Raw genomic sequence first — 23,983 nt, 5'->3', positions numbered from 1 at the left:
AAATAATTGGCTTCATAGTACCAACAACCGACCTCTTTAACTCGGGATGTTACGAACGCCTCACGCGGGTGTTTCGTGTATGTGAAGAGGTTTGCAGGCAGAATGGGCACGAACGAAACCGGAGGATGCGATGTCGATCACTCGCCGAGGATTTGCGGGACTTCTAAGCGCTGGGATGGTCTTGCCCACAACGCTATGGGCACAGGAAGACCCTGTATATGAGGCCGTGCGTTCAACCGTGTTTGGAGATAATGCGGAATTCGAAGCCGGTATGGAGTTTCTGACCGAGAGAGATAACCCCGATGTTGTCCCTGCGCTTTTGACTTCGATGCGGTTCAGCGGACGTCGCGTACGCGACATCGCCAAAGTCATGGAAGCTTTGACCGGGGAAAACCACGGCACGGATTGGTTCGAATGGATGCTATGGCAGGAACGGAACGCACAGATTGTTCCCCACCCGTCACTCGCGCCCTTCAAACGCGAAGTTCTGTTGGGAATTGATCAGAATTTTGACCTGTTTCTGCGACCTGAGTATCTGAAACGCGACAAAATGAAGATCCGACTGGAAGAGATTTCCTGGGGCGGCGTGGTCAAGGATGGCATCCCGTCACTGGATAATCCCCAACTGATTTCGGCAGCGCAGGCAGATTATCTGAAAGACGATGATTTGGTCTTTGGCGTTTCGATCAACGGAGACGAGCGCGCTTATCCTCTGCGGATCATGGGCTGGCATGAGATGTTCAATGATGTAATCGGTGACGTTCCGGTTGCGCTGGCTTACTGCACACTTTGTGGTTCGGGAATCTTGTTTGAAACGCAGGTCGCAGGGCGACGGAAACCCTTGATCTTTGGTTCATCCGGTTTCCTTTATCGCTCAAATAAGTTGATGTTCGATCGTGAAACGCATTCACTCTGGAATCAGTATACCGGCAAACCTGTTGTAGGCCCGCTGGCAGAAAGTGGGATCGAGCTTAGGCAGCGCCCGGTGGTGATTACACGTTGGGATAGCTGGAAAGCTTCACATCCCAATACCCGGGTTCTGTCGCTGAACACTGGTTATCGACGCAACTATGGATCCGGTGTCGTGTATCGTGACTATTTTGCCTCGCCTGATCTGATGTTCCCTGCGCTGGTCGATCAATCCAAGCATCGACAAAAAGACTATGTGTTTGCCGTTCGCCAATTTGGCGCAGCGCGGGCCTGGCCTCTGGATGCGTTTAAGGGCAAACCGGTCATCAATGATGCCATCGGCGGGCGGAACCTGATGCTGATGGGCGATCCAGACAAACGCAGCGTGCGCGCGTACGAACGTGGTCCGCATCAGTTCCGTGCAACACCGAACGGCGGGCTGCTCGACGAAGCAGGTACCAAATGGACCGTCACCGAAGAGGCGCTGGTCGCCCCGAATGGCACGCAATTGCCGCGGGTGGCCGGGCATATTTCCTACTGGTTTGCCTGGGATAACTATCTGGGTGATGCAGCTAGCGTTTATGATGGTTGATCAGGAGTGTTCTTCGGCCGCTGTCGCGGCCAGTGCGCGGTTATACGCCTTGAGTGCGTCGACGTGATAGAGCGCTCCGACGGGATCCTCACACCCCTCTTCGTCGACTATGACAACCGGGATACAGGCGATGTCGTCGCGATCAAAATAGGGCATGGCAGCCTCGAGCGTGGCGCTGGCCTTGACGCAAAGCCCTTGTTCGATCAGCGCCTGCGCTTCTTCTTTCGTTATTGAGCGGGTGCCACCAAGCGGTCGCATCACGGTGCCCGCCCGCAGCATGGCCAGCAAATAGGCCTGAGGCCCGGCGGCCAGATGCACATTGCGACGTTCCAGCTGTGTCAGGAAGAACGACCGATCCACCAGACGCGAGGCCAGCGCTGTGGACATCGAGACCGAAACCATCACGGCGAGGCCGATCTGCCAATCTCCGGTCAATTCAAAGACGATAAGCGTTGTCGAGATCGGAGCACCCAAAACCGCTGCAGCAACGGCACCCATCCCGGCAAAGGCATAAAGCGTATGAGTTCCCGACACGTCGGGTAGCAGGCCGGTGGCGATCAGACCAAAAGCCAACCCGGTCAGCGCCCCGATCATCAGTGAAGGGGAAAAGACTCCACCCCCCATGCGCCCGCCCATGGTGATGGCAACTGCAACTGTTTTCACAACGGCCAACACAATTGCCGCAGTTAGCACTATGTCACCTGTCAGGGCGCGTATTGTCGTTTCATAACCCACGCCGATGATATGGGGGAACCAGATCGCCAATAGACCCAGCATCGCACCAGACACTGCCGGGCGCAGCCAGCCTGGTAGCGATAATCGATTTTGGATGTGTGTGCCGATATCTTCAGCAAAAAAAATCGAGCGCATCAGCAGCAACGATACCAACCCACAGATCAGTCCGAGGATCAGAAAGGCAGGCAATTCGACATAAAACTGCAGCGAACCGGGCGTGTCCAACGTAAACTCGGTCACGTCGCCATATGCCAGACGGTTGATCACTGTACCTGCGACCGATGCGATAACGATAGGGGCAAAGGCATGCACGGCGAAATGGCGCAGCACAACTTCAAGCGCGAACAGCGCTCCTGCAATTGGGGCATTAAAGCTGGCTGAGACAGCGGCAGCCACAGCACAGCCTAAAAGATCACGCCCGGTGATCCCATCTGCGCGAATGCGGTCGCTAACCCAGGTCGAAATAACCCCTGCCATATGCACGACCGGCCCCTCTCGGCCCGTCGAGCCACCCGAGCTTAGCGTGATCAACGAGGCAATGAACGATGCGATACCGGCCTTTTTCTCGACGCGCCCATCAGTTATGGCCGATCCCTCAATCACATCCGCGACCGAACGTACCCGTCCATCATCTGTAAATCGGTTTAATAGAACCCCGACAACCAATCCGCCTATGACGGGTGTAATGAATATCCAGAACCAGTGCAGTTTCTCAGCATGGCTATGAAGGAAAAGAATGTTGTCAGTGCTATAGAGATAGGCTTGCAGCGACGAGATGGACATGCGGAACCCCAGCGCCATGAAACCAGCAGCGATCCCGATGATCAGCGCGATAAACCAGAATTGTATCTGGCTGGGACCACGATGGAGCATCACGCGCCAAGCATCTCTCAGGGCCGACAGCGCCTGATTGAATTGATTACGCAGCACAGTGCGGGTGGACTGGGTCATTGGCCCTCATGGGGATCGCGTAAGAATGGTCGCTGACCTTTAGTAAGCGACGTGGAGCGCAGAGAAAAGTCGGTTCACGGTGGTTTGTTTACAGTCGTGGCGCGTTAAGCCTCAAGCAGGGCACGGGCTGCAGCGCGCGCCTCAGCCGTAATTGTGTCACCCGCGACCATGCGCGCAATCTCATCAATGCGATCAGGATCGGACAATGGGGTCACGGTTGACAAGGTCTGATCCCCTGCCACCTGCTTCTGTACCCGCCAATGATGTGCTGCGCGGGCAGCGACCTGCGGCGAATGCGTCACCACCAGCACCTGCCCACCTTGTGCCAGCGACGCCAGACGCCGCCCGACCGCATCAGCGGTGGCTCCGCCAACGCCCCGGTCAATCTCATCAAAGATAATTGTGCGGGCACTATCCTCGCCGGTCAGGCAAACCTTGAGTGCCAGCAGAAAGCGGCTGAGTTCCCCGCCCGAAGCGATCTTATTAAGTGGCCCTGAGGGCGCGCCGGGATTCGTGGCGACGGTAAAGGCTACTGCATCGGTGCCCTCGGGACCTGGATCGCCTGACCCAATCTCGGTCTGGAAAACCGCTCGTTCCATTTTCAACGGCGCAAGTTCCTCCATGACCGCTTTGTCGAGCGCTCTGGCTGCAGATTGCCTTAAAGAACTAAGAGCTTCAGCTGCCTTGTCATAAGTCGCCTGTGCAGCGGCAACGGCAGCGCGCTTATCGCTGATATCTGCATCGCTGGCGTCTAACCGGTTTAGACGGTCGCGCAGCGTATCAGCGAAGGGACCCAATTCGTCTGGTGCCACATCGTGTTTTCGGGCCAACGCGCGGATCGCAAAGAGACGCTCTTCGATCTGCTCCAGCTCCGAGGGGTTAAACTCAAGCACTTGCAGGCAGGAATTCACACCATCCTGCGCCTCACCCAATTCGATTAGGGCACGGCCAAGCGCAGCGATGGGTTCTTCTAACTGCCCCTCCGCATGGTCCGAGACACCTTCCAGCCAGCGCACTGCGTCGGCCATGGCGCCTTCGGCCCCATCTCCGCCCATCAACGCAAAAGCGCGGGCTACGTCATCGCGGATGCGCTCGGCCCCCTGCATCATACGGCGGCGAGCGTCGAGGTCGGCATCTTCACCCGGCTGCGGATCTAGCTTGTCCAACTCAGCCACGGAATGACGCAAGAACTCTTCCTCCGCGCGCATGGAGGTCAGCGAAGCTTCGGTCTGAGCCAACACTTTTCGAGCAGTGGACATTTGACCCCAGGCGGAGCGAACAGCGGCTAGTTTGTCCTCTGCCTCTGCATACGCATCCAGCATTGCGCGATGGCCACGCGGATTCAGCAAGCCCCGGTCATCATGTTGGCCATGCAACTCGATCAGAGTTTCTGACAAAGCCCGCAACACCTCACCCGAGCAACGACGATCGTTGACCCAAGCAGTCTTACGTCCCTCAGCGGTATTGACCCGACGCAGGATCAATTCCTCGCCCCCAGGCAAACCGGCGTCTGCCAACACGGCATGGGCAGGATGGCCTTCAGGTAACTCGAACTCAGCGACAACCTCGCCTTGTACAGCGCCTTGACGGACCAGTTCAGCCCGCCCGCGCCAACCCAATACAAAACCCAAAGAGTCTAGGAGGATCGACTTGCCTGCCCCGGTTTCACCGGTCAAAGCGTTCAAGCCCGGCTGGAACGTCAGCTCCAACCGGTCGATGATCAGCATGTCGCGGATATCAAGGGCGCGCAGCATCGGGTCTTAGCGTCCCACGCCTTTAGCCATCGCGTTTACAACCACTCACCTTTGATGGTCTGGCGATAGATCGTGCTGAGCCAGTTATTGCCTCGGCTCTTCAGATCCAGCCCGCGTGAGGTCAACAGTGTGTAACCTGCATCGTACCATTCAGAGGATTGATAGTTGTAACCCAGAATTGCACCGGCGGATTGCGCTTCATCTATCAGACCCAGTGCCAAGTAGGCCTCGATCAGACGATACAGCGCCTCAGCAGTGTGCGAGGTGGTTTGGAAGTCTTCCACCACAACACGGAATCGGTTGATGGCCGCAGTAAAGTGGTCCTGACGCAGGTAATAGCGCCCGATCTCCATTTCTTTTCCGGCCAAATGGTCAAAGGCCAAATCAAACTTGAGAACGGCAGAAGTGGCATATTCGCTATCAGGGTAGACTTCGATCACCGTACGCAAGGCCTGCAGCGCCTGAAAGGTCAGGCCCTGATCGCGACCGACCTCATCGATCTGGTCATAGTAGCTGAGCGCCAGAAGATATTGCGCATACGCCGCATCTTCGTCGGTTGGATAAAAATCGATGTATCGCTGTGCAGCGGCGCGGCTTTCTTCGTAGTTTTGATCCGAATGAAAGGAAAACGCCTGCATGATCAGAGCTCGCTTGGCCCAGTCGGAATAAGGATAAAGCCGCTCGACCTCAGAGAAATACCACGCGGCGTCGTCAGAACGGTTCTGAGACAGCTCATATTCACCACGGGTATAAATCTGCTCTGGTGTGAAACCTTCGAGGTTCTGGTTGCGGTCAGCGCCCTTTTTGCTGAAAAGGCCTCCGTCCCCGCACGCCGTCAAAGATGCTGCCAGAAGAATCGCCGCTGCGAATCTGACTGCCGCTTTGGTGCCAACCATTCCGCCCATCCTTGTCGTTAACTTAGCGGGATTTATCCCTGATCGGACCTCGGTCTAGCACATATAATTCAAGTGCAAAACGCCTTATCCACTCTATTGACGCAAATGTCGCCAGAGTTGACCGGGTCACGCAACTTGTGGAATTTCACTCCGCACCAGACCCTGACCCGGCAAGCGTGCGGTTTGTTCAGGCGTGCATAGGATCGGGCGCACCGCACCAGGTGTCTCGAACAGCTTGCGCAGCAGCGTGTTGGTCATAGAATGACCCGACTTTTCACCGGTAAAGCGACCCAGGATCGGACCGCCTGCCAGATAAAGATCACCCAATGCATCCAGCATCTTGTGACGCACGGCCTCATCGGCGTGGCGGAAACCACCCGGCGTCAGAACTTCATCACCTTGCACAACGACCGCGTTTTCCAGCGTTCCACCCAACGCCAGACCGTTCTCGCGCATCGCCTCAACATCCGTACGGCGGCAGAAGGTGCGGCTGTCGCACAATTCTCTCGCAAAGGATCCGTTGCGCATATCCAGAACTTTGGTCTGACTGCCAATAGCGTGATCTTCAAAATCAATGTGGAATTCGATCTCAAGCCCGTCGGCAGGAACGATCGACGCGCTTGCGCCCTCACGCGAAACGGTGATCGGTTTGAGAACTTCGTAGGCCAGCACAGGGCTCGCCTGACGACGCACACCTTTAGCCATAATCCCGCGAACAAACTCGACGGACGAGCCATCCATGATCGGAACCTCGGGGCCGTCAATCTCGATCAGAGCGTTATGTATGCCGCACCCGGCGAGTGCCGCCATGATATGCTCCACGGTCGACACCGAAACATCCGCTTCGTTCACGAGACGGGTGCAAAGCGGCGTACGTTCGACGACATCGTAGATCGCGGGAATCATTGCATTGCCCAGCTCGATATCAATCCGTTTGAACCAGATTCCATGACCTGCGGCCGCAGGCTTCAGAACCATCGTCGCAGGCTTGCCGCTATGCAGCCCAGTGCCCGTAAACGTGACTGAAGATTTGAGCGTATGTTGCAATGTGAGCCTCGGTGAATTGTGTCCAGCCTGCCAGGGGCTGTGTTGCACCCTCAACTAAGGAAGGGGGCGTCAAGGCTCAACTCACTCTTTGCAACCGAATGAAACATGATTGTGACACATCGGCAAATCCCTGCTTACATGGGTTTAATACCTTGTGTTTCAATAGAAAAGGGCCGCATGTTTGCGGCCCTTTGAAACGATTTTGTTACCGCGATCAGTTGGCTTGACGCCGCAGGAAGGCCGGAATTTCGATACGCTCCTGGTCTGGATCAACTTCATCCTGCGCAGGTGCCGTGGCGTCAACCGACCGCATAGCAGGCTGTTGGCGCACCGGTTGCGCAGGCGTATCAGCCGCGTGACCAGTCATACGATCGATCAGTCGGTTAAATCCAAAACGCGGACGATCCTCGGCTGCCTGCTGCGGCTGTGGGGCAGGTTCACGAGGGGCCTCAGCCGTTGGACGTAGCCGGTTATGCGGTACCTTCTGTACGGCTGCCTGCAATCGCTGCATCGCTTCGGGCGACGGAGTGCCGGGGGTCGGAGCACGCTGATCGACGTAAGCCTCGGGGGTTTCTTCCACTTCTGGCTGCGGCTCGAATTGTGCCACTTGTGGCTGATAGGCTGGCGGAGGCAGCCCGTCATCATCCTGTTCAGCCGCGGGTTGTTCGTCTTGCCAGCCCTCATTGAACTCAACGTCTTCGATGGATTCAAACAGCGTCGGAGCAATGTTGTCCTCTTCTGCTGTCGGGGCGCCGGCAACCGGCTCCTGCGGCTGCTCTTCCGCTGAAACCGTGCGGGTCAGAGGAGCTGACATCGAACGGCGTGCGACTGGCACGTCATCGGTTTTTTCGCTGGCATCGATACCCGTCGCAACAACAGACACGCGCATGCCACCTTCCATCTCGGTATCGAGGGTCGAACCGACGATGATGTTGGCCTCAGGATCCACTTCCTCGCGGATGCGGTTGGCGGCCTCGTCCAATTCGAACAGGGTCAGGTCGTGCGAACCAGTGATGTTGATCAGAACGCCCTTCGCGCCCTTGAGGCTGATTTCGTCCAGCAGCGGGTTGGCAATGGCCTTCTCGGCGGCCTGAATGGCGCGATCTTCGCCAGTCGCTTCGCCGGTGCCCATCATCGCCTTGCCCATCTCATCCATCACAGCGCGGACGTCGGCAAAGTCGAGGTTGATCAGACCCGGACGCACCATCAGGTCGGTCACGCCCTTGACGCCCTGATACAGAACGTCATCCGCCATCGAGAACGCTTCAGTGAACGTGGTCTTTTCATTGGCCAGACGGAACAGGTTCTGGTTCGGGATGATGATCAGTGTGTCGACAACTTGCTGCAATGCGTCAACGCCGTCTTCGGCCTGACGCATCCGCTTGGCCCCTTCAAACTGGAAGGGTTTGGTTACAACACCAACGGTCAGAACACCGAGTTCCCGCGCAGCCTGTGCGATGATCGGGGCCGCCCCGGTACCAGTCCCGCCGCCCATACCTGCAGTGATAAAGCACATATGTGCCCCTGCCAGGTGGTCAACGATCTGTTCGATGCTTTCTTCGGCAGCCGCGGCTCCTACGGTCGGGCGTGCCCCCGCACCTAGCCCTTCTGTGACTTTGACGCCTAGTTGCACCCGCGCTGATGAGCGGCTTTGCTGCAACGCCTGCGCGTCTGTATTGGCGACGACAAATTCGACGCCGTCCAACTGCTTTTCAATCATATTGTCGACAGCATTGCCCCCAGCGCCGCCAACGCCAAATACGGTAATCCGAGGCTTGAGTTCGTCGTGCCCGGGCATCGAAAGATTTAATGTCATGCTCTGTCCGCCTGTTTTATATGTTGCCGCAAAATGCGGTTTATTCTGACCTATCCACAATTGATTTTACTGTGTCATTTCGGAAACGTCACCAGAAAAATCGCCAGATTCCACAAAATATGGAGGAAATAAGGCAACAAACTGCCGCATTTCGCTGCAACCGCGATATGTTGCGGCGAATGGTTCATGTACCACTACGTACGGAAAACCACACCCGCCCTACGGGGGTGCGAAACTCGTTGATCATTCAATATGGTCGCGGAAAACTGCTCAACGTCCTGCCGCTAGGCCTCTTTCGGGCCTTGTGGATATCTTGCGGGATTCTGGCACGGGCTGCAACCGATTTCTTTAGCCTACTGGAGTACTTGGGCAGTTTAGACTGTCGTCTGTAACACTTCGGACTTCTTGCGTTTCGCTCCCTACAAAACGCGCGAGACGCACCAACAGCCGGTCATCATGAAGGAAGGGCCACCAGCAAACTGGTACGCCATCGGGCGCATCATCATAGAGAAAGCAAATCTGGCCGTTTGGCGTGGTGATCTGACCATAAACGCATCCCCGCCCCTCCATCCGCCAGACAGAGAGAGTCGGGCTCAGGAACTCTTCGGTTCCGACCAGCATACCGCTGCGGATTTCGTGAAAGGTGATCGTTTTACCAACAACAGCGTTCAGAAACGCCTCAGGCGTGATCAGTGTCTGGGTCTCTGCGACGGTGGGTAAGAACGCCGCGCAGAGCGCCACCCGGCGCAGTTGTTTACCAATTGTCACGGAACCAGCGCACAGCACGTTTGAACGGGCGCGCAGCGTAGGTGTCAACCGGGATTTCAAAGTCCCACCATTCGTCCTGTGGATGCGCAGCAAACAGGCTAAGCCCAACCGCCGAGGAAAAGCCCGGCCCCGTCGCCGATTGCGGCAAACCATGGACGCGCAGCGGGCGACCCAAGCGAACACGCTGGCCCAGAATACGACTGGCCAAACCGTCGAGTCCCATGATCTGGCTGCCACCGCCAGTCAGAACGATTTGCTGGCTGGGCAGGTGATCAAATCCTGCTGCATCCAAGCGGGTGCGGACTTCTTCGAGGATTTCTTCGACGCGTGGTCGCATAATGCCGATTAATTCGGCACGGCTGACGGTGCGACGGTCATGCTCCCAATCACCGGTATCGCCGCCAATATCGATCAGGTCACGATCATCAGCCCCGGTGGCATGGACGCCGCCGTTAAAGGTCTTGATCCGTTCAGCCACTGCTGCGGGCACTCCAAGGCCCATGGAGATATCGCTGGTCACGTGATCGCCGCCCATGCGCACGCAATCGGCATAGATCATATGTTTTTTCATGAAGATTGAGATGCTGGTCGTACCGCCGCCCATGTCGATACAGGCTGCACCCAGCTCTTGTTCGTCCTCGACCAAGGCGGAAATGCCCGAAACGTAGGCTGAGTTAGCGATCCCCGCCAGTTCCAGATCGCAGCGCTTGATACAGCGGACGATGTTCTGGATCGCAACCGCATCGACGGTCAGCATGTGCATATCCACTGCAAGGCTTTGACCTAACTGTCCACGCGGGTCGATCAGACCCGAACGGTTGTCCAGTGCGAAATTCACCGGCTGGGCATGCAACACTTCGCGTCCTTCGCCATAATCCGGCACATCACAGGCGTTCAGCACGCGCCCCACTTCGGCCTCGGTGACCAGCTGGCCTTCCAGATCGACCTGTGCGTCCAGACCGTATGAGCGCGGATTGGCCCCTGAGAAGGACGCGATGACGTGATCAACACGGATATCGGCCATTTTCTGCGCTGCCTGCAGGGCGGTGCGGATGGCGCGCTCGGTCTCCTGCATCGCGGTAACTTCGCCGAACTGAACCCCGCGTGAGCGAGTGGTCGCGGCACCAATCACCCGAAACCCGGTCTGACCCGCCATGGAGCCAATCGAATTGTCCTCGGACAACCGCCCCGTCCCGTCGAAGCGCAGGACGAGGCAGGCGATTTTGGAGCTGCCCACATCCAAAATGGCGACAACACCGCGTTGCATTGCCTGCCGGCGCATCTGCCGCATGGCCCGTTGGGACTGATAAAGATCGGTCATCATGGTCGTTACTGCCCGTTACTCACATCTACTTTTGTGTTCCACCAGTCTTCGCTGGCTGTTTTGTTCATTCGGATGGTTGGTCGCTGGCCAAGGCGCATATCAACCGCAGCCACGTCGCGTTCCAAAAGGTCCTGTACCTCGTTTACGGCCAGTACGCGTTCCAGTGCACGCGCGGGTCGCTCGGTTGGCAACATGATGCGCTGGTTGCGATCCAACACCAGATCCCAGCGGCGTTCACCAACACGCACGAGCCCCCGGACCCGCTCGCCCAAACTGCGGGCGGTTGTCAGAATCTGCAGCGCTTCGGGCACATGCTTGTCCGCGCCTTTCCCGGCAATCAAAGGCAAGTTTGCGTGATCAGCACGCGCCGCAATCATATCCACGTGGGCACCGGTTTCATCCAGTAGCTCAATCCCGTCACGGGTTCTCCAGACGATGACCGGCTGACGTTCAACTACATCCACCTGTAAGATACCGCCGGGGCGAATGCGCACGGTTGCCGATTTCACCGGATCAAGCCCAGTGATGGTGTCGCGGATCATCTCGACATCCAGGTCCCAGGAACTGAGCGGGAAATCGAGAGGCACAACCTCGCGGATATCTTCCGATAGCGCGGTCCCCGCGCCGTCGATGGCCATCAGGTTGACCATGAATTCCGGACGTTCCTGAATCGAGGTCTTGATGCCGGTGACATAGGCGCTGACGGCCTCGCGGCGTTCTTCAGCGGCAAAGAAGCCTCCGACCAATCCGACGACCGCCAGAACCGGTAGACCAATCTTCACCCCGCGCCGGATGCCGGGGGTGAGCATCCAGCGCTGAAAACGGTAGCTGAGGCGTGAAGGCGCAGGATCAGACAAGCGTCCGCGACCAAAGAATCGGGTGCCTCGCAAGCGCAGTTTAGGTTCAACTTCGGATTCCGACTTTGGAGCAGCACCAAAATCCGCATCTGGCCCCGCCAGCGGTTTGGTCCGGTGGATCACTGGCGTGCGGGTAGCGGTCAGCGGTCGCATGAGGCGTCCTCCACCATCCAGGCGCAAAGCTCGCCGAATGTCATGCCCAGATGCGCGGCTTGTTCGGGCACCAGCGAGGTTGGCGTCATGCCGGGCTGCGTATTTGTCTCCAGCAGGAACAGGCCATCCGCACCCATGCTGTCATCCCAGCGATAATCGGTACGGGATACGCCGCGACAACCCAGTGTATTATGGGCTTTCAGCGCGTAGTCCATGCAGCGGTCAAAGATATCCTGCGGGATGTCGGCGGGCAACACGTGCCACGAGCCGCCGGGTTTGTACTTGGCGTCATAGTCGTACCAACCACCATCGGTCATGATTTCGGTTACCGTCAAGGCGCGGTCGCCCATCACCGTCACGGTCAGTTCACGACCTGCAACGTATTTCTCAACCATCACCTGATCGGGCATCGCCGCGTCCAGTTGCGGCGGGCCGTTGGCATTTTCGTGCACGATATAAATGCCGACGCTAGAACCTTCGTTGTTGGGCTTGGCCACATAGGGTGGTTCCATCACGTGGACTTCGACCACTTCAACCTTGGGCACGATCACGCTGGGCACGACAGGCAGACCCTCGGCCCGATAAACCTCTTTACTGCGCTGTTTGTCCATCGCCAAAGCCGAGGCCAGCACGCCGGAATGCGTGTAGGGAATGCGCATCCATTCCAGTAGACCCTGCACACAGCCATCCTCGCCCCAGCGGCCATGTAGGGCGTTGAAAACCACATCTGGCTTGATCTCCAGAAGGCGCGCGTATAGGTCGGGACCCGCGTCCAGTTCGACCACTTCAAAGCCTTCTCCCACAAGGGCGGCTGCGCATTCGCGCCCAGAGCTGAGAGACACCTCGCGTTCCGCCGAGGGGCCGCCCATCAATACCGCCACTTTGGGGTTTGTCCTGCTCGACATACCCAATGTGCGCCTCAATGTCCCCGGACCTTATGTAGTGGTCCGTATTGCGTTTATGCCTTTGATCCGTCGCCTGAATTTGCCTGTTTTGGTCTGACGGTTGGGGCTATATTATTTCAGCGGATCACCGACCCGCATGATTTCCCACTCTAGCGTGATGCCGCTTGTTTCGTAAACCTTTTTTCTGACCTCTTCGCCCAGTCCCTCGAGGTCAGCGGCAGTCGCGTCACCGGTATTGATCAGGAAATTCGAGTGCTTGGGGCTCATTTGCGCGCCGCCTTTGGTAGCGCCGCGCATGCCCGCGTTGTCGATCACCTTCCACGCCTTGAGGTCGTGCACATCATCTTCGCGCCCGGTCGAAGAAAACCCAGCCGGGTTGCGGAAGGTCGAACCAGCGCTTCTGTCCTTGGTTGGCTGCGTTTCGTCGCGCTTCTTAAGCTGCGCTTCCATGCGGGCGTGCAGCTCTGCCGGATCGCCCGAGGGGGCTTGGAAGGTGGCTGAAACCAGCACCGCACCTTCGGGCAGATCAGATTGACGGTAGCGGAAGTTGAGGTCATCGGGGCTGAGTTCGACAAGTTCGCCCTGCTGTGTGACGATGGTGGCTTTTTGCAACACATCCGCCGTGTAGCTGCCATAGCAACCCGCGTTCATGCGCACCGCCCCGCCGATAGAGCCGGGGATCGTGCGCAGAAATGTCAGGTCAACGCCTGCATCCGCTGCCTTGCGCGCCACATGCGCATCCAGTGCCGCCGCGCCTGCTGTAACGGTATTTCCGTCGACTGAGATACCATTGAACCCGCGCCCCAAACGGATCACCACGGCCCGCAGGCCGCCATCCCGTACAATTATGTTTGATCCGACACCCATGGGAAAAACCGGAACGTCCGCGGGCAGGTCGCGCAAAAAGGCCTGCAGGTCTTCGATATCAGCGGGCTGAAACAAATAATCAGCAGGTCCACCAACGCGAAGCCAAGTCAAATCATTGAGCGCACGCGCCTCGGTCAGGCGACCTCGGACCACGGGTAGATGGGTCATGCATTTGTCCTAGCTGACAGGCTGCGTCCGCCGACGCCCCCCATGATGACGGCAAACAGGAAAGGTAGGACACCACCTGTGAGCCAAACAAATGGGCCAAATGCATTTTCCTCTTCGCCTGCTTCAACACCAGCCAACATCACGATCAGCACCAATGCCACAGCCGAAGTCAAACCGATCAGCCAAAGCAGCGCTTTCATACCGATCCAGCGTCCGGCAACAAAACCAGATACGGCGCCGAAGATGAGAGAGATCAATGGCAGATAAGCAAAGGTGGCAATGTCGACCATGGGGGCCTCCTGATATGGTCGGTTACTTGTTAACCGCCTTCATGCCCTGCAATTTCGCCTTTGTCCAACGGGTCAGGTATATCACCGGCCAGCGCAAGATCGACATACCCGCAGCCAGCACCACAAGCCCGATCCAGGGACCGCTTTCATAGGTGACATAACCAAGAATTGGAATTCCTACGGCGATCAAGAAATATGCCCGTTTCCAGTGATTGTCTTTGCTTGGAAGCATTGCCAATATATTGGCAACAACGCCCCAAAGACCGGCAAGCGCAAGCGACCAACTCATTCCGATACCTCTTTACCTGTCCATTTACGCAAGTAGTAGCGGATCGGGTTGCGGTACATCGAAGCGAAACCGGCAATGGCCATCACACCGATAAACCAGCCATAGTCATATCCCAACCATAGGATTAGGAACGGCGCACTGCCAAATAGCACTACGCCCGGCGGGAACTGCAGACGCATCGGTAGCATTGCGACGATGGTTGAGGCAAAAACCCAGGCGCAGGCGATGATGAGCGAAAGCGACACGAGCCTAACTCGCCTTCGCAATCAATTGGTCAGGCAACCCATTGGCCCAGGCGCTGATGGTCCCGGCACCGAGGCATACAACCATATCCCCCGGTCGGGCCTGTTCGCGGACGAGCCGCACGAGGTCACTTTCATCCAGAATGGCCCGCGCATGGCGGTGGCCATGACGGATCAGCCCTTCGACCAGTGCGTCACGGTCGGCCCCTTCGATCGGGTCTTCGCCTGCCGCAAAGACCTCGGCGATGGCGACCACATCGGCATCGTTGAAGCAGGTGCAAAAATCATCAAACAGATCAGACAATCGCGAATAGCGGTGCGGCTGGTGGACGGCGATGACGCGGCCCTCGGTAGCTTGGCGCGCAGCCTTGAGGACAGCTGCGATTTCAACAGGGTGGTGGCCATAATCGTCGATGATGGTGACGCCGTTGATTTCTCCGACCTTGGTGAAGCGGCGGTTAACGCCACCGAAATTGGCCAGCGCGTCGCGAATTTCCGAAGCTTTCATCCCCAGATGACGGGCAACAGCCACTGCGGACAGAGCATTCGATACGTTATGATCGCCGGGCATAGGCAGGGTGCAGCCTTCGATCACCTTGTCTTCGTAGCGCAAATGGATGTCGAAATGGGCAACGCCACCTTTATAGGTCAGGTTCTCGGCCCGTACATCGGCCTGTGCGTTGAAACCATAGGTGCGCACACGACGGTCCGAGATGCGGCCGACCAGAGCCTGCACCTCGGCATGATCCGTGCAGCACACGGCCAGACCGTAGAACGGCAGGTTCGAGACGAATTCGTAAAATCCATCGCGCAGTTGGTCGAAATCGCCCCAGTGCTCCATATGCTCCGGGTCGATATTGGTGACGATGGCGATGGTTGCAGGCAGGCGATTGAACGAGCCATCGCTCTCATCCGCCTCAACCACCATCCATTCACCCTGCCCCATCCGTGCATTCGAGCCATAGGCGTGGATGATGCCGCCATTGATGACGGTGGGATCGAAATCGCCCGCGACCATCAGTTCCGCCATCATCGTGGTCGTGGTGGTTTTTCCGTGGGTTCCGGCGATGGCGATGTTCGAACGCAGGCGCATAAGCTCGGCCAGCATATCGGCGCGACGGACGACGGGCAGGCCCTGCGCGCGTGCCTCGTCCAGTTCCGGGTTCCCCGGTTTGATCGCGGTCGAGACCACGACCACGGCGGCGTTCTGCAGGTTCTCGGCACGCTGGCCTTCGAAAATCTCAGCGCCGAGCCCAGCCAGTCGGTCAGTAATCTTCGAGGTTTTCAGATCCGAACCTTGTACCTGGTAGCCAAGGTTCAAAAGCACCTCGGCGATGCCTGACATCCCGATCCCGCCGATACCCACGAAATGGATCGGTCCAACGTCCTGCGGCAGTTTGGTTGCTGGATTCATGAGGTCTCCTTCTGCGCCAGTTGCTCGACAAGGGCGACCAGACGCTCGGTTGCGTCCGGAGCCCCGACCGATAGCGCGGCATGGGCCATTTGCTGTGCGGCTTCGGGGTTGGTGAGAACCGTGGTCATCTGCTCTGTCAGCGCGGGAACGTCAAGGGCGTTTTCGGGGATCATGATCGCCCCACCCGCCTGAACCAACCCGCGCGCATTGGCGGTTTGGTGGTCACCAGCGGCGGTAGCAAGCGGGATCAATATCGACGGACGGCCAATCACCGAAATGTCGGCGATACTGGAGGCACCCGAGCGGCTGACAACCAGCTGCGCATCAGACATGCGACGCGGCACATCGTCAAAAAATGGCTGCACATCGGCGCGGATGCCGTGATCGGAGTAAAAGGCTTTGACCCGCTCGCCATCCTCGTCCCGGGCTTGATGCGAGACGCGAATATGGTCGCGCACGACTTCGGGCAACGCCGCAATCGCACCGGGGACCACATCGCTGAGAATACGCGCACCCTGCGAGCCACCCATCACAAGCACCGACATCGGGTAATCTCCGGGCGGAATAAAGGGCGCTCCTTCACGTTCCAGTACCGCGCCGCGCACCGGGTTGCCGGTGTGGATACCGTTGGCCCCGTCCGGCAGATCGGTGGGCCAGACACCGCAGGCCACCTGCGCAACCCGAGTTGCAAACACTTTATTCACACGACCCAGAACGCCGTTCTGTTCATGGATCATACGCGGGATTTTCAACAGCGTTGCCGCGCCCAACGCCGGGATCGACGGATAGCCTCCAAATCCCACCACAACGTCCGGCTTGTCGCGCATCATCTGCGCCGCCATACCGGTCACACCAGCAGCAATCTTGGGCCCGACCAGCACTTTGGCGGCCAGACCACCGCGGGCAAAGGTTGCCGAGGATGCCTCGACAATTTCAACACCTTCGGGGAACGCACCGGTATAGCGCGCGCCTCGCGGATCGGTGGACAAGCGCACACGCCAGCCTTTGGCCAGCATCGCCTCTGCCAGTGCCTGCGCCGGGAACATGTGTCCTCCGGTGCCACCTGCTGCGATCAGAAGATACGGCATCATCCTCGCCCGCGCAAAATATCACCCAACTCGCCTTGCGGGCGGGTTCGGGTGAAGGCCAGCAACATGCCGACCGCGATGCCGCCTGCGATCAGCGACGAGCCACCATAGCTTACGAAAGGCAACGTCATGCCTTTTGCAGGCAACAGACGTACAGCAACGCCCATGTTGATCATCGCCTGTACACCGAACATGCAGGCCAGCCCGGTACCCGCCAGGCGAATGAACATGTCGCGTTCGCGCATCAGTCGCAGCAGCGAACGCACGACGATCAACGAATAGAGTGCGATGATGATCAGAACGAGGATCAGACCATACTCCTCTGCCGCCACTGCGATGATGAAATCAGTATGCGCGTCAGGCAGCGACCATTTCACCTGCCCCTCGCCCACGCCAACGCCGAACAATCCACCCTCGCGGATTGCGTTCGTCGCGTAACCAAGCTGCGTGGTCGGGTCGAGTTCCTGATTTAGAAAACCGTCAATACGGCGCGCAAAGTGCTCTGAGTTGGAATAGGCGAACATTCCACCCAAAACCACGGCCCCCGCCATGCCAACCAACAGCAGCATCGGAGCGCCCGCCACGAAATACATTACCCCCCAACCAAAGAGGATCAGGCAGGCCTGACCGAAATCGGGTTGCATCACCAGCATCGCAACAATCGCCATACACAGCGCGAATGACCATAACCGCCCCGGAGGCCCATTGATTTCCTGCGAAGCAGCCAACAGCCACGCTGCCACGACGACAAATCCGGGCTTGAGAAATTCTGATGGTTGCAGCGAGGCAAAGCCCAGCGAATACCAGCGCACTGCGCCTTTGCCAAAATCCGTGCCGAAGATCGGCAGAAATGCCAGCGCCACGAACGAGACAAGAAAGCCCAAGATCGCCAGACGCCGCACCAGCGTGGGTGACATCATCGAGGTCAGAAGCATCGCAACCAGCGCGAGCCCTCCAAACAGCGCCTGCCGCTCGACATAGTGGAAGGGATCAAATCCGTTGCGCCCCGCGAGCGGCGGCGAAGAAGCCAGCCCAAGCAGAAGCCCTATGACAAACAGGATCAAAACGCAGGACATCGTCCAGCGGTCAATCGTCCGCCACCACTTCGGTAGAATCGGTTCTCCGCGCTGGTCCTGGACCGCGCCATACACCATCTCAGTCATGAGATACCGCCACTATCTGCCTCGTCAACGTCCCGTTTTCGGGATCTGTTCGGGAGTCTACAGTGATTTTTGTTTTCAGACCAGAGGAATGACGGAATAGATTTTCAAAACACTTTTCCCGACATGACGACATCATTGTCAAAGCCAGCACCGCACGCTGGGACCATCTGTCAGGACAACAACGGCTTGTCGTTTTTCACGTGACGCTGGATCAGAGATTGCATTTTCCGACCCTGTTGCGGCACGAGGCGTGCCACCTGAGGCTCGTAGTCTTTGGCGACAATTTCGGGAAACAACTCGGTGATTTCCGCCAGGGCGTCTTTCCCAACGCTTTTTAGTGCTTCGGGCCCGGTTAACAGGCTTTCCGATGGTGCGCCTTCTGCGAAGACCACCTCGTGCCTGTCAAAAAGGAAGTGAACATATGTTACGCTCTGCGCCTCCTGATCCACCGAAACCCCCGGCAGCCCCAAAAGTTTGATCGCTGGAACCAGGATCTCGTGACTGGAAAACATGCGTCCAGCAATGGCTGAGCGCAGCAGCATCCGATGTTGCGGAGAAACGCGTAATGTGCGTTCGGGCAGACCTTCGCCCAACGCACCCTTGGCAATTCTGACGGGGCGCAACTTGGGTTTAATATTCAGGTCAATACTGTCCAGAGTGCGCCTTCCGATCCAACGGATGGCCTGAGGTCCATTATCGAGTGTCAGAACAAAATCACCTGCTTCGAGGGTTTCAACCGGTCTCGGGCCAGACGGGGTATCGATCTTAGTCCCCGAAGTGAAACATGGTACAACGGTATCTACATCAATGCTGGGTCCATTATCGACAATCGCCGTGATCGTCAGCGTCGTATTTAACGGCGGAATAGACCCACCGATAAATGCCATGAAATATCCGTCTTCGCTGTCAACTCCGATCGAGTCACCATCGCCGTTGATATCATAGTCAAACAGGCCGATCTGGTAGGTGTTGGTCCCATCTGTCACCGTAACCGTAAAATCCCAGAATATGATCTCGCCGTTATAAGTCTGCGTCGGATCGTTTGAGACTTCGTTGGAATTGCTGTCACCGCTGTAAATCGTACCGTCGGCACCATCTTCGACGGTGATTTGATCATATGCAAAAATCTGGAAAGTTGAGCCCACTACGGTTGTTGAAGCGCCTGCGTCGGACAACGTGGTGTTGCTGCGGAACGCACCATAGATATTCGTCGGCATCGGGCGTAACTCCACAACATTTCAAAACACACGCACATATCCAGTATATGTGCCATTTTTTGCTAGAGCCTGGTCTACGATGGGTCAAGCTGAGCTCACGGGATATTTCACCCCTGTGGCGCGTGCGCACTGCTCCAATACTGGACCATGAGGCTTGTAGAACAAGTTCAATCCGCCTCACTTCAACGCGCGTGGTCCGGTGGCCCTTGCCATCTGGCGGATAACAGGCCAATGGCCATACATGATTTACGATACAATCATCCTTGGTGCCGGTGCGGCTGGCATGATGTGCGCGACCCATTGCGGCGGACGCGCGCTGGTGATCGATCACGCAAAAGCGCCCGGCGAAAAGATCCGTATATCCGGCGGCGGGCGGTGCAATTTCACCAATTTGCATGCGGGGCCAGGAAATTTCCTGTCGCAGAACCCCCATTTTAGCAAATCGGCTTTGGCGCGGTACACACAATGGGATTTCATCGATCTGGTAGAACGTCACCACATTGCCTGGCATGAGAAGACTCTGGGGCAGTTGTTTTGTGACGGTTCGTCAAAACAGATTATACAAATGTTGCTGGACGAAATGGCGCGTGTCGAGGCCGAGCTGTGGGTACAGACTACCTTCCACTCGCTGCGCAAGACCGAGAGCGGGTTCTCGCTGGAGGTCGAGCGAGAAGGCAATCGCATTTCCCTGACATGCCGCAATCTGGTTTTGGCCACGGGCGGCAAGTCGATCCCCAAGATGGGCGCAACAGGGTTGGCCTACGACATTGCGCGCCAATTCGGGCTAAAGGTGACCGAAACCCGGGCAGCGCTGGTGCCATTCACCTTTTCAGATGGACGGTTCAAAGACCTATCCGGTGTCTCGCTGCCCGTGCGGCTGTCAAATCAACGCACCAGTTTCGATGAGGCCCTGCTGTTCACCCATCGCGGGCTGAGCGGCCCTTCTGTACTGCAACTATCTTCGTATTGGCGCGAGGGCGAGGTCATTCGGGTGAATCTGATCCCGGATCTAGGGCTGTTCGAGCTGTTGCGGGATCAGCGGCAGGCGGGTGGACGCAAGGCGCTGACCACAGAGCTTGCACGCCATTTACCTTCGCGTCTGGTGGACTACCTCAAGCACCATTTCCAGATGCAAGGCAATCTGGCGGATCAATCCGATGCTGCGCTGACCGATCTGGTCACGGCTCTGTCGGACTGGCACCTCACCCCTGCTGGCACTGAAGGTTATCGCACGGCCGAGGTAACGCTCGGTGGAATCGATACTCAAGGGTTGTCGTCCAAAACGATGGAGGCCAGGGAAGTCCCCGGCCTCTATGTTATTGGTGAAGCGGTGGATGTCACCGGTTGGCTGGGTGGTTACAACTTCCAATGGGCGTGGTCTTCGGGTCACGCTGCAGGAAGTGCCATCGCAGGCCGTTAACCAACGACGTTATAGCCTCGTCCGCGCATGCAATTGCGCACCAGCACTTCTTTGTTCTGGTTCTTGTTGATCACGTCCGCGCCTGCCCCAACCAGAGCGCCGGCAACGGCTGCGCGACCCAGATTGTCGCTGCTGTCCTGAACGATGCCCGTTACGGCAGCTGCGCCTACCGCGCCGATGGCCGCATTGCCAGCAGTGGACCCATCAACGCTGGCCTGTGAGGCCGCCAGTTGCTGGCATTGCTGCAGATCGACATTGTAGTTCGGGCCTACAGGACCATCGATCACGGGCTGATAGTTGGCACCGGTATTGGTGCATGCCCCCGCCACAAGCAGAGCGGGAACGATCAATAGAAACTTACGGTTTGGCATTTTCATAACCTCGTGTTGAATTTCCTGAAGGCAAAAACCAATGCAGATTGCGCGTCAAGCAGATAGGCGCTCAGCTTCGCCGAACCGGCAGACAATTGCAAACGCCTTGCTTTCAGAGGCGTTTTTTCACCTCAGCGGTGAAGTCATCACCGCGCTGTTCGAAATTGTCATATTGATCGAAACTGGCCGCTGCAGGGGCCAACAAGACCACCTCGCCCGGCTGCGCGTCTGCCATGGCTTGTTCAACAGCGGCAGCCATGGTGGTGCAAACCTGAGCATCCGCAGTTAGCTGCATGGCAAAGCCCGCAGCTTCGCGTCCAATGACATAGGCTTTGATCACGTGACCATCGGCCCCGTTCAGCGCCTCAAGCCCACCCTCTTTCTCAAGCCCGCCACAGATCCAGCGAACCTTTTTGAAGGCGCTCAGCGCTTTCAACGCGCTGTCCACATTGGTGGCTTTAGAGTCGTTCACGAAGGTCACCCCATCCGCTTCGGCAATAATTTGACTGCGATGCGGCAGACCAGGAAAACTATGCAGCGCGTCTTCGATCACGCGGGGGGCAAGGCCCAGAGAACGGCAGGCAGCATAGGCAGCACAAGCGTTCTGGTGGTTATGTGCGCCAGGCAGGCCCTTAATGTCGCGCAGATCAATTGATCCCGTCTGACGTCCTTTGCGGTATTCAGATAAGTATCCTTTGCGTGCAAAAACCTGCCAGCCCGGTCCCGTCAGTTTACGCGCAACCGAAATGCGGATCACCCGATCATCAGACGGCCCCTCGGCCAGCTGACCAGCCAAAAACGCGCCTTCAGCCTCATCAATCCCGATCACGGCGCGATCCGGCCCGCCTTCGGCAAAGAGGCGGCGTTTGGCTGCGAAATAGCCACCCTTACCTCCATGCCGGTCAAGATGATCAGGTGAGAGATTGGTGAACACCGCCACATCTGGCGTCAGGGCGCGGGCCAGTTCAGTTTGATAACTGGACAGCTCTAACACCACCACCGAGCCATCACCGCCTGGATCGATATCCAGAACACCGCGCCCAATATTGCCCGCCAACTGCGAGTCGCGCCCGGCCTCGGTCAGGATATGGTGGATCAGGGCTGCAGTCGTTGATTTGCCGTTCGATCCCGTCACTGCGATGACACGCGGCGGGGTGTCATAGTTGTGCCATTCAGGCCCGGCGAAGGAGCGAAAGAACAAGCCAATATCATTGTCTACCGGGACGCCAGCATCCGTTGCAGCAGCCACAACCGGATTGGGCATGGGATAAAGATGTGGAATACCAGGTGAAACAATCAGAGTAGCAATATTTTCGAACGCTCCATGTCGGCGCAGATCAGAGCAGACCAGCCCCTCTCCTTCAGCCGCCTCACGCGCGGCCGGGTTGTCATCCCAGCACACCGGTTCGGCACCGCCCGCCTGCAATGCACGAGCCGTGGCCAAACCAGACCGCCCTAGCCCCAGAACCGCAACTTTTTTCCCTGAAAACCCTTTGACCGGGATCATCTGCTGTCCACCTTCATCGCATAGAAATTTGCGCCACACTGCACCGAAGGATTTCCCAAAGGCAAGGGGGCGCTCAGGCTCGCGCGGCAGCGCGAGCCGGGCCCAACGGGTGGCAGGCGGGCCACAGGCCCTCCGAACCCGGCGGGAGTCCTACCGCACTTTCAACGTCGCCAGACCAATCATCGCCAGGATCAGCGAGATGATCCAGAAGCGGATCACAATCGTCGGCTCAGCCCAGCCCTTTTTCTCATAGTGATGATGGATTGGGGCCATCAGGAATACACGTTTACCAGTGCGCTTGTAGTAAAGCACTTGAATGATCACGCTCAGCGCTTCGACCACGAATAGGCCACCCACAATAGCCAACACCAGTTCGTGCTTGGTTGCAACAGCGATTGCGCCAAGTGCACCGCCCAGAGCCAACGATCCTGTATCCCCCATGAACACTGCTGCTGGAGGGGCGTTGTACCATAAGAAGCCAAGCCCCGCTCCAAAAAGCGCTGAGGTGAATATGAAGATTTCACCGGTGCCGGGCACATAATGCACGTCAAGGTATTCGGTGAAGTCGACCCGCCCCACCGCATAGGCAATCACGCCCAGCGTCGAGGCGGCGATCATCGCGGGCATGATGGCCAACCCGTCCAATCCATCGGTCAGATTTACCGCATTGGCAGCCCCCACGATCACAATGACCGCGAATGGGATATAAAATAGGCCCAGATTGATCAGCGTATCCTTGAACACCGGCATAGCCAGTTGATTTTGCAAATCTGCAGGATGGTGCAATCCAGCCCAAAAAGACGCCAAAACCGCAATCAGAACTCCCAAAGCCAAACGCATCTTGCTCGAAACGCCTTTGGTATTCTGTTTTGATACTTTGGCGTAGTCGTCAGCGAATCCAATGGCCGCATAAGACAGTGTTACGAAAAGAACCATCCACACATAGGGATTGTCCCAACGCGCCCAGACCAGCGTTGAAGTTACCAGTGCGCCAACAATCAAAAGGCCACCCATAGTAGGGGTTCCGGCTTTGGACAGGTGCGCTTCGGGGCCATCATCCCGGATTGGCTGGCCCTTGCCCTGCTTGCGACGCAGTACGTTAATCAGAGGTTTTCCGAAGAGAAATCCAAAGATCAGTGCCGTCAGAAAGGCTCCACCTGCCCGGAACGTAATGTAGCGAAAGAGGTTCCAGAAATCCCCTCCGTCCGACAGGGCGGTCAACCAATAGAGCATACCAAAA

The 23,983-nt window shown here is 57.4% G+C and carries 22 protein-coding genes; 2 read left to right on the top strand and 20 right to left on the bottom strand.

Features of this window, described 5'->3' with window-relative positions:
* The first annotated feature begins 130 nt into the window (after window positions 1–130).
* On the top strand, window positions 131–1,501 hold the full coding sequence (locus ACR0DU_RS08915) for a DUF3179 domain-containing protein (RefSeq protein WP_480873750.1): 1,371 nt from the start codon (window positions 131–133) through the stop codon (window positions 1,499–1,501).
* On the opposite strand, the gene ACR0DU_RS08910 is transcribed toward ACR0DU_RS08915, so the two are convergent.
* From ACR0DU_RS08910 to ACR0DU_RS08830, 17 genes are all read right to left on the bottom strand, one after another.
* Entirely contained in the window at window positions 1,502–3,187 is a 1,686-nt protein-coding gene (locus ACR0DU_RS08910; protein ID WP_480873747.1) for a chloride channel protein, read from the bottom strand.
* A gap of 104 nt (window positions 3,188–3,291) precedes the next feature.
* Complete coding sequence (recN, locus tag ACR0DU_RS08905) at window positions 3,292–4,941, bottom strand: DNA repair protein RecN (protein WP_480873744.1); 1,650 nt, start codon at window positions 4,939–4,941, stop codon at window positions 3,292–3,294.
* 35 nt (window positions 4,942–4,976) lie between these two features.
* The gene (locus ACR0DU_RS08900) at window positions 4,977–5,837 is read right to left on the bottom strand and encodes an outer membrane protein assembly factor BamD (protein ID WP_480873742.1); all 861 of its coding nucleotides are present in this window, start codon (window positions 5,835–5,837) and stop codon (window positions 4,977–4,979) included.
* A gap of 126 nt (window positions 5,838–5,963) precedes the next feature.
* A complete protein-coding gene (lpxC, locus tag ACR0DU_RS08895) occupies window positions 5,964–6,884 on the bottom strand; it encodes a UDP-3-O-acyl-N-acetylglucosamine deacetylase (protein WP_480873740.1) in 921 nt (306 codons plus the stop codon).
* 214 nt (window positions 6,885–7,098) lie between these two features.
* Window positions 7,099–8,700 carry a cell division protein FtsZ gene (gene ftsZ, locus ACR0DU_RS08890; protein ID WP_480873739.1) on the bottom strand — a complete coding sequence of 534 codons (1,602 nt, stop codon included), beginning with the start codon at window positions 8,698–8,700 and terminating at the stop codon, window positions 7,099–7,101.
* 348 nt (window positions 8,701–9,048) lie between these two features.
* Window positions 9,049–9,468, bottom strand: coding sequence for a hypothetical protein (locus tag ACR0DU_RS08885; protein ID WP_480717460.1), 420 nt, complete (start codon window positions 9,466–9,468; stop codon window positions 9,049–9,051).
* Window positions 9,455–10,789, bottom strand: coding sequence for a cell division protein FtsA (gene ftsA / locus ACR0DU_RS08880; protein WP_010442579.1), 1,335 nt, complete (start codon window positions 10,787–10,789; stop codon window positions 9,455–9,457). The genes ACR0DU_RS08885 and ftsA overlap by 14 nt, the downstream gene beginning before the upstream one ends.
* An 8-nt stretch (window positions 10,790–10,797) precedes the next feature.
* The gene (locus ACR0DU_RS08875; RefSeq protein ID WP_319546747.1) at window positions 10,798–11,802 is read right to left on the bottom strand and encodes a cell division protein FtsQ/DivIB; all 1,005 of its coding nucleotides are present in this window, start codon (window positions 11,800–11,802) and stop codon (window positions 10,798–10,800) included.
* Window positions 11,790–12,707, bottom strand: a complete 918-nt coding sequence (locus ACR0DU_RS08870) for a D-alanine--D-alanine ligase (protein WP_480873737.1) — start codon at window positions 12,705–12,707, stop codon at window positions 11,790–11,792. The genes ACR0DU_RS08875 and ACR0DU_RS08870 overlap by 13 nt, the downstream gene beginning before the upstream one ends.
* A 111-nt stretch (window positions 12,708–12,818) precedes the next feature.
* Window positions 12,819–13,742 (bottom strand): UDP-N-acetylmuramate dehydrogenase, encoded by a 924-nt coding sequence (gene murB, locus ACR0DU_RS08865; RefSeq protein ID WP_480873734.1) that lies wholly within the window; start codon window positions 13,740–13,742, stop codon window positions 12,819–12,821.
* On the bottom strand, window positions 13,739–14,032 hold the full coding sequence (locus ACR0DU_RS08860; RefSeq protein WP_480873731.1) for a hypothetical protein: 294 nt from the start codon (window positions 14,030–14,032) through the stop codon (window positions 13,739–13,741). The genes murB and ACR0DU_RS08860 overlap by 4 nt, the downstream gene beginning before the upstream one ends.
* Window positions 14,033–14,054: 22 nt before the next feature.
* Entirely contained in the window at window positions 14,055–14,321 is a 267-nt protein-coding gene (locus ACR0DU_RS08855) for a DUF2484 family protein (protein ID WP_480873728.1), read from the bottom strand.
* Window positions 14,318–14,566, bottom strand: coding sequence for a DUF2484 family protein (locus ACR0DU_RS08850; RefSeq protein WP_010442585.1), 249 nt, complete (start codon window positions 14,564–14,566; stop codon window positions 14,318–14,320). The genes ACR0DU_RS08855 and ACR0DU_RS08850 overlap by 4 nt, the downstream gene beginning before the upstream one ends.
* Before the next feature lie 4 nt (window positions 14,567–14,570).
* Entirely contained in the window at window positions 14,571–15,977 is a 1,407-nt protein-coding gene (gene murC, locus ACR0DU_RS08845) for a UDP-N-acetylmuramate--L-alanine ligase (protein ID WP_010442586.1), read from the bottom strand.
* Entirely contained in the window at window positions 15,974–17,065 is a 1,092-nt protein-coding gene (locus tag ACR0DU_RS08840) for a UDP-N-acetylglucosamine--N-acetylmuramyl-(pentapeptide) pyrophosphoryl-undecaprenol N-acetylglucosamine transferase (RefSeq protein ID WP_480873725.1), read from the bottom strand. Before ACR0DU_RS08840 ends, murC begins: the two co-directional genes overlap by 4 nt.
* A complete protein-coding gene (gene ftsW, locus ACR0DU_RS08835) occupies window positions 17,065–18,228 on the bottom strand; it encodes a putative lipid II flippase FtsW (RefSeq protein WP_170476957.1) in 1,164 nt (387 codons plus the stop codon). The genes ACR0DU_RS08840 and ftsW overlap by 1 nt, the downstream gene beginning before the upstream one ends.
* 170 nt (window positions 18,229–18,398) lie before the next feature.
* The gene (locus tag ACR0DU_RS08830; protein ID WP_480873723.1) at window positions 18,399–19,445 is read right to left on the bottom strand and encodes a Hint domain-containing protein; all 1,047 of its coding nucleotides are present in this window, start codon (window positions 19,443–19,445) and stop codon (window positions 18,399–18,401) included.
* A gap of 241 nt (window positions 19,446–19,686) precedes the next feature.
* Between ACR0DU_RS08830 and ACR0DU_RS08825 the strand changes: the two genes are divergently transcribed.
* Window positions 19,687–20,865: a BaiN/RdsA family NAD(P)/FAD-dependent oxidoreductase gene (locus ACR0DU_RS08825; protein WP_480873720.1), complete on the top strand. Its 1,179-nt coding sequence runs from the start codon at window positions 19,687–19,689 to the stop codon at window positions 20,863–20,865.
* On the opposite strand, the gene ACR0DU_RS08820 is transcribed toward ACR0DU_RS08825, so the two are convergent.
* The 3 genes from ACR0DU_RS08820 to mraY all read right to left on the bottom strand — a co-directional run bounded on the left by ACR0DU_RS08820 (window position 20,862) and on the right by mraY (window position 23,976).
* Window positions 20,862–21,236, bottom strand: coding sequence for a glycine zipper family protein (locus ACR0DU_RS08820; RefSeq protein ID WP_259462652.1), 375 nt, complete (start codon window positions 21,234–21,236; stop codon window positions 20,862–20,864). The genes ACR0DU_RS08825 and ACR0DU_RS08820 overlap by 4 nt on opposite strands.
* A gap of 112 nt (window positions 21,237–21,348) precedes the next feature.
* Window positions 21,349–22,743, bottom strand: a complete 1,395-nt coding sequence (gene murD / locus ACR0DU_RS08815; protein WP_480873719.1) for a UDP-N-acetylmuramoyl-L-alanine--D-glutamate ligase — start codon at window positions 22,741–22,743, stop codon at window positions 21,349–21,351.
* A 150-nt stretch (window positions 22,744–22,893) separates the two neighbouring features.
* On the bottom strand, window positions 22,894–23,976 hold the full coding sequence (mraY, locus tag ACR0DU_RS08810) for a phospho-N-acetylmuramoyl-pentapeptide-transferase (RefSeq protein WP_010442593.1): 1,083 nt from the start codon (window positions 23,974–23,976) through the stop codon (window positions 22,894–22,896).
* Between the last annotated feature and the right edge of the window lie 7 nt (window positions 23,977–23,983).

This window comes from Ruegeria sp. G2 (assembly GCF_056533505.1).
This window is presented reverse-complemented; position numbering and strand designations above follow the sequence as displayed.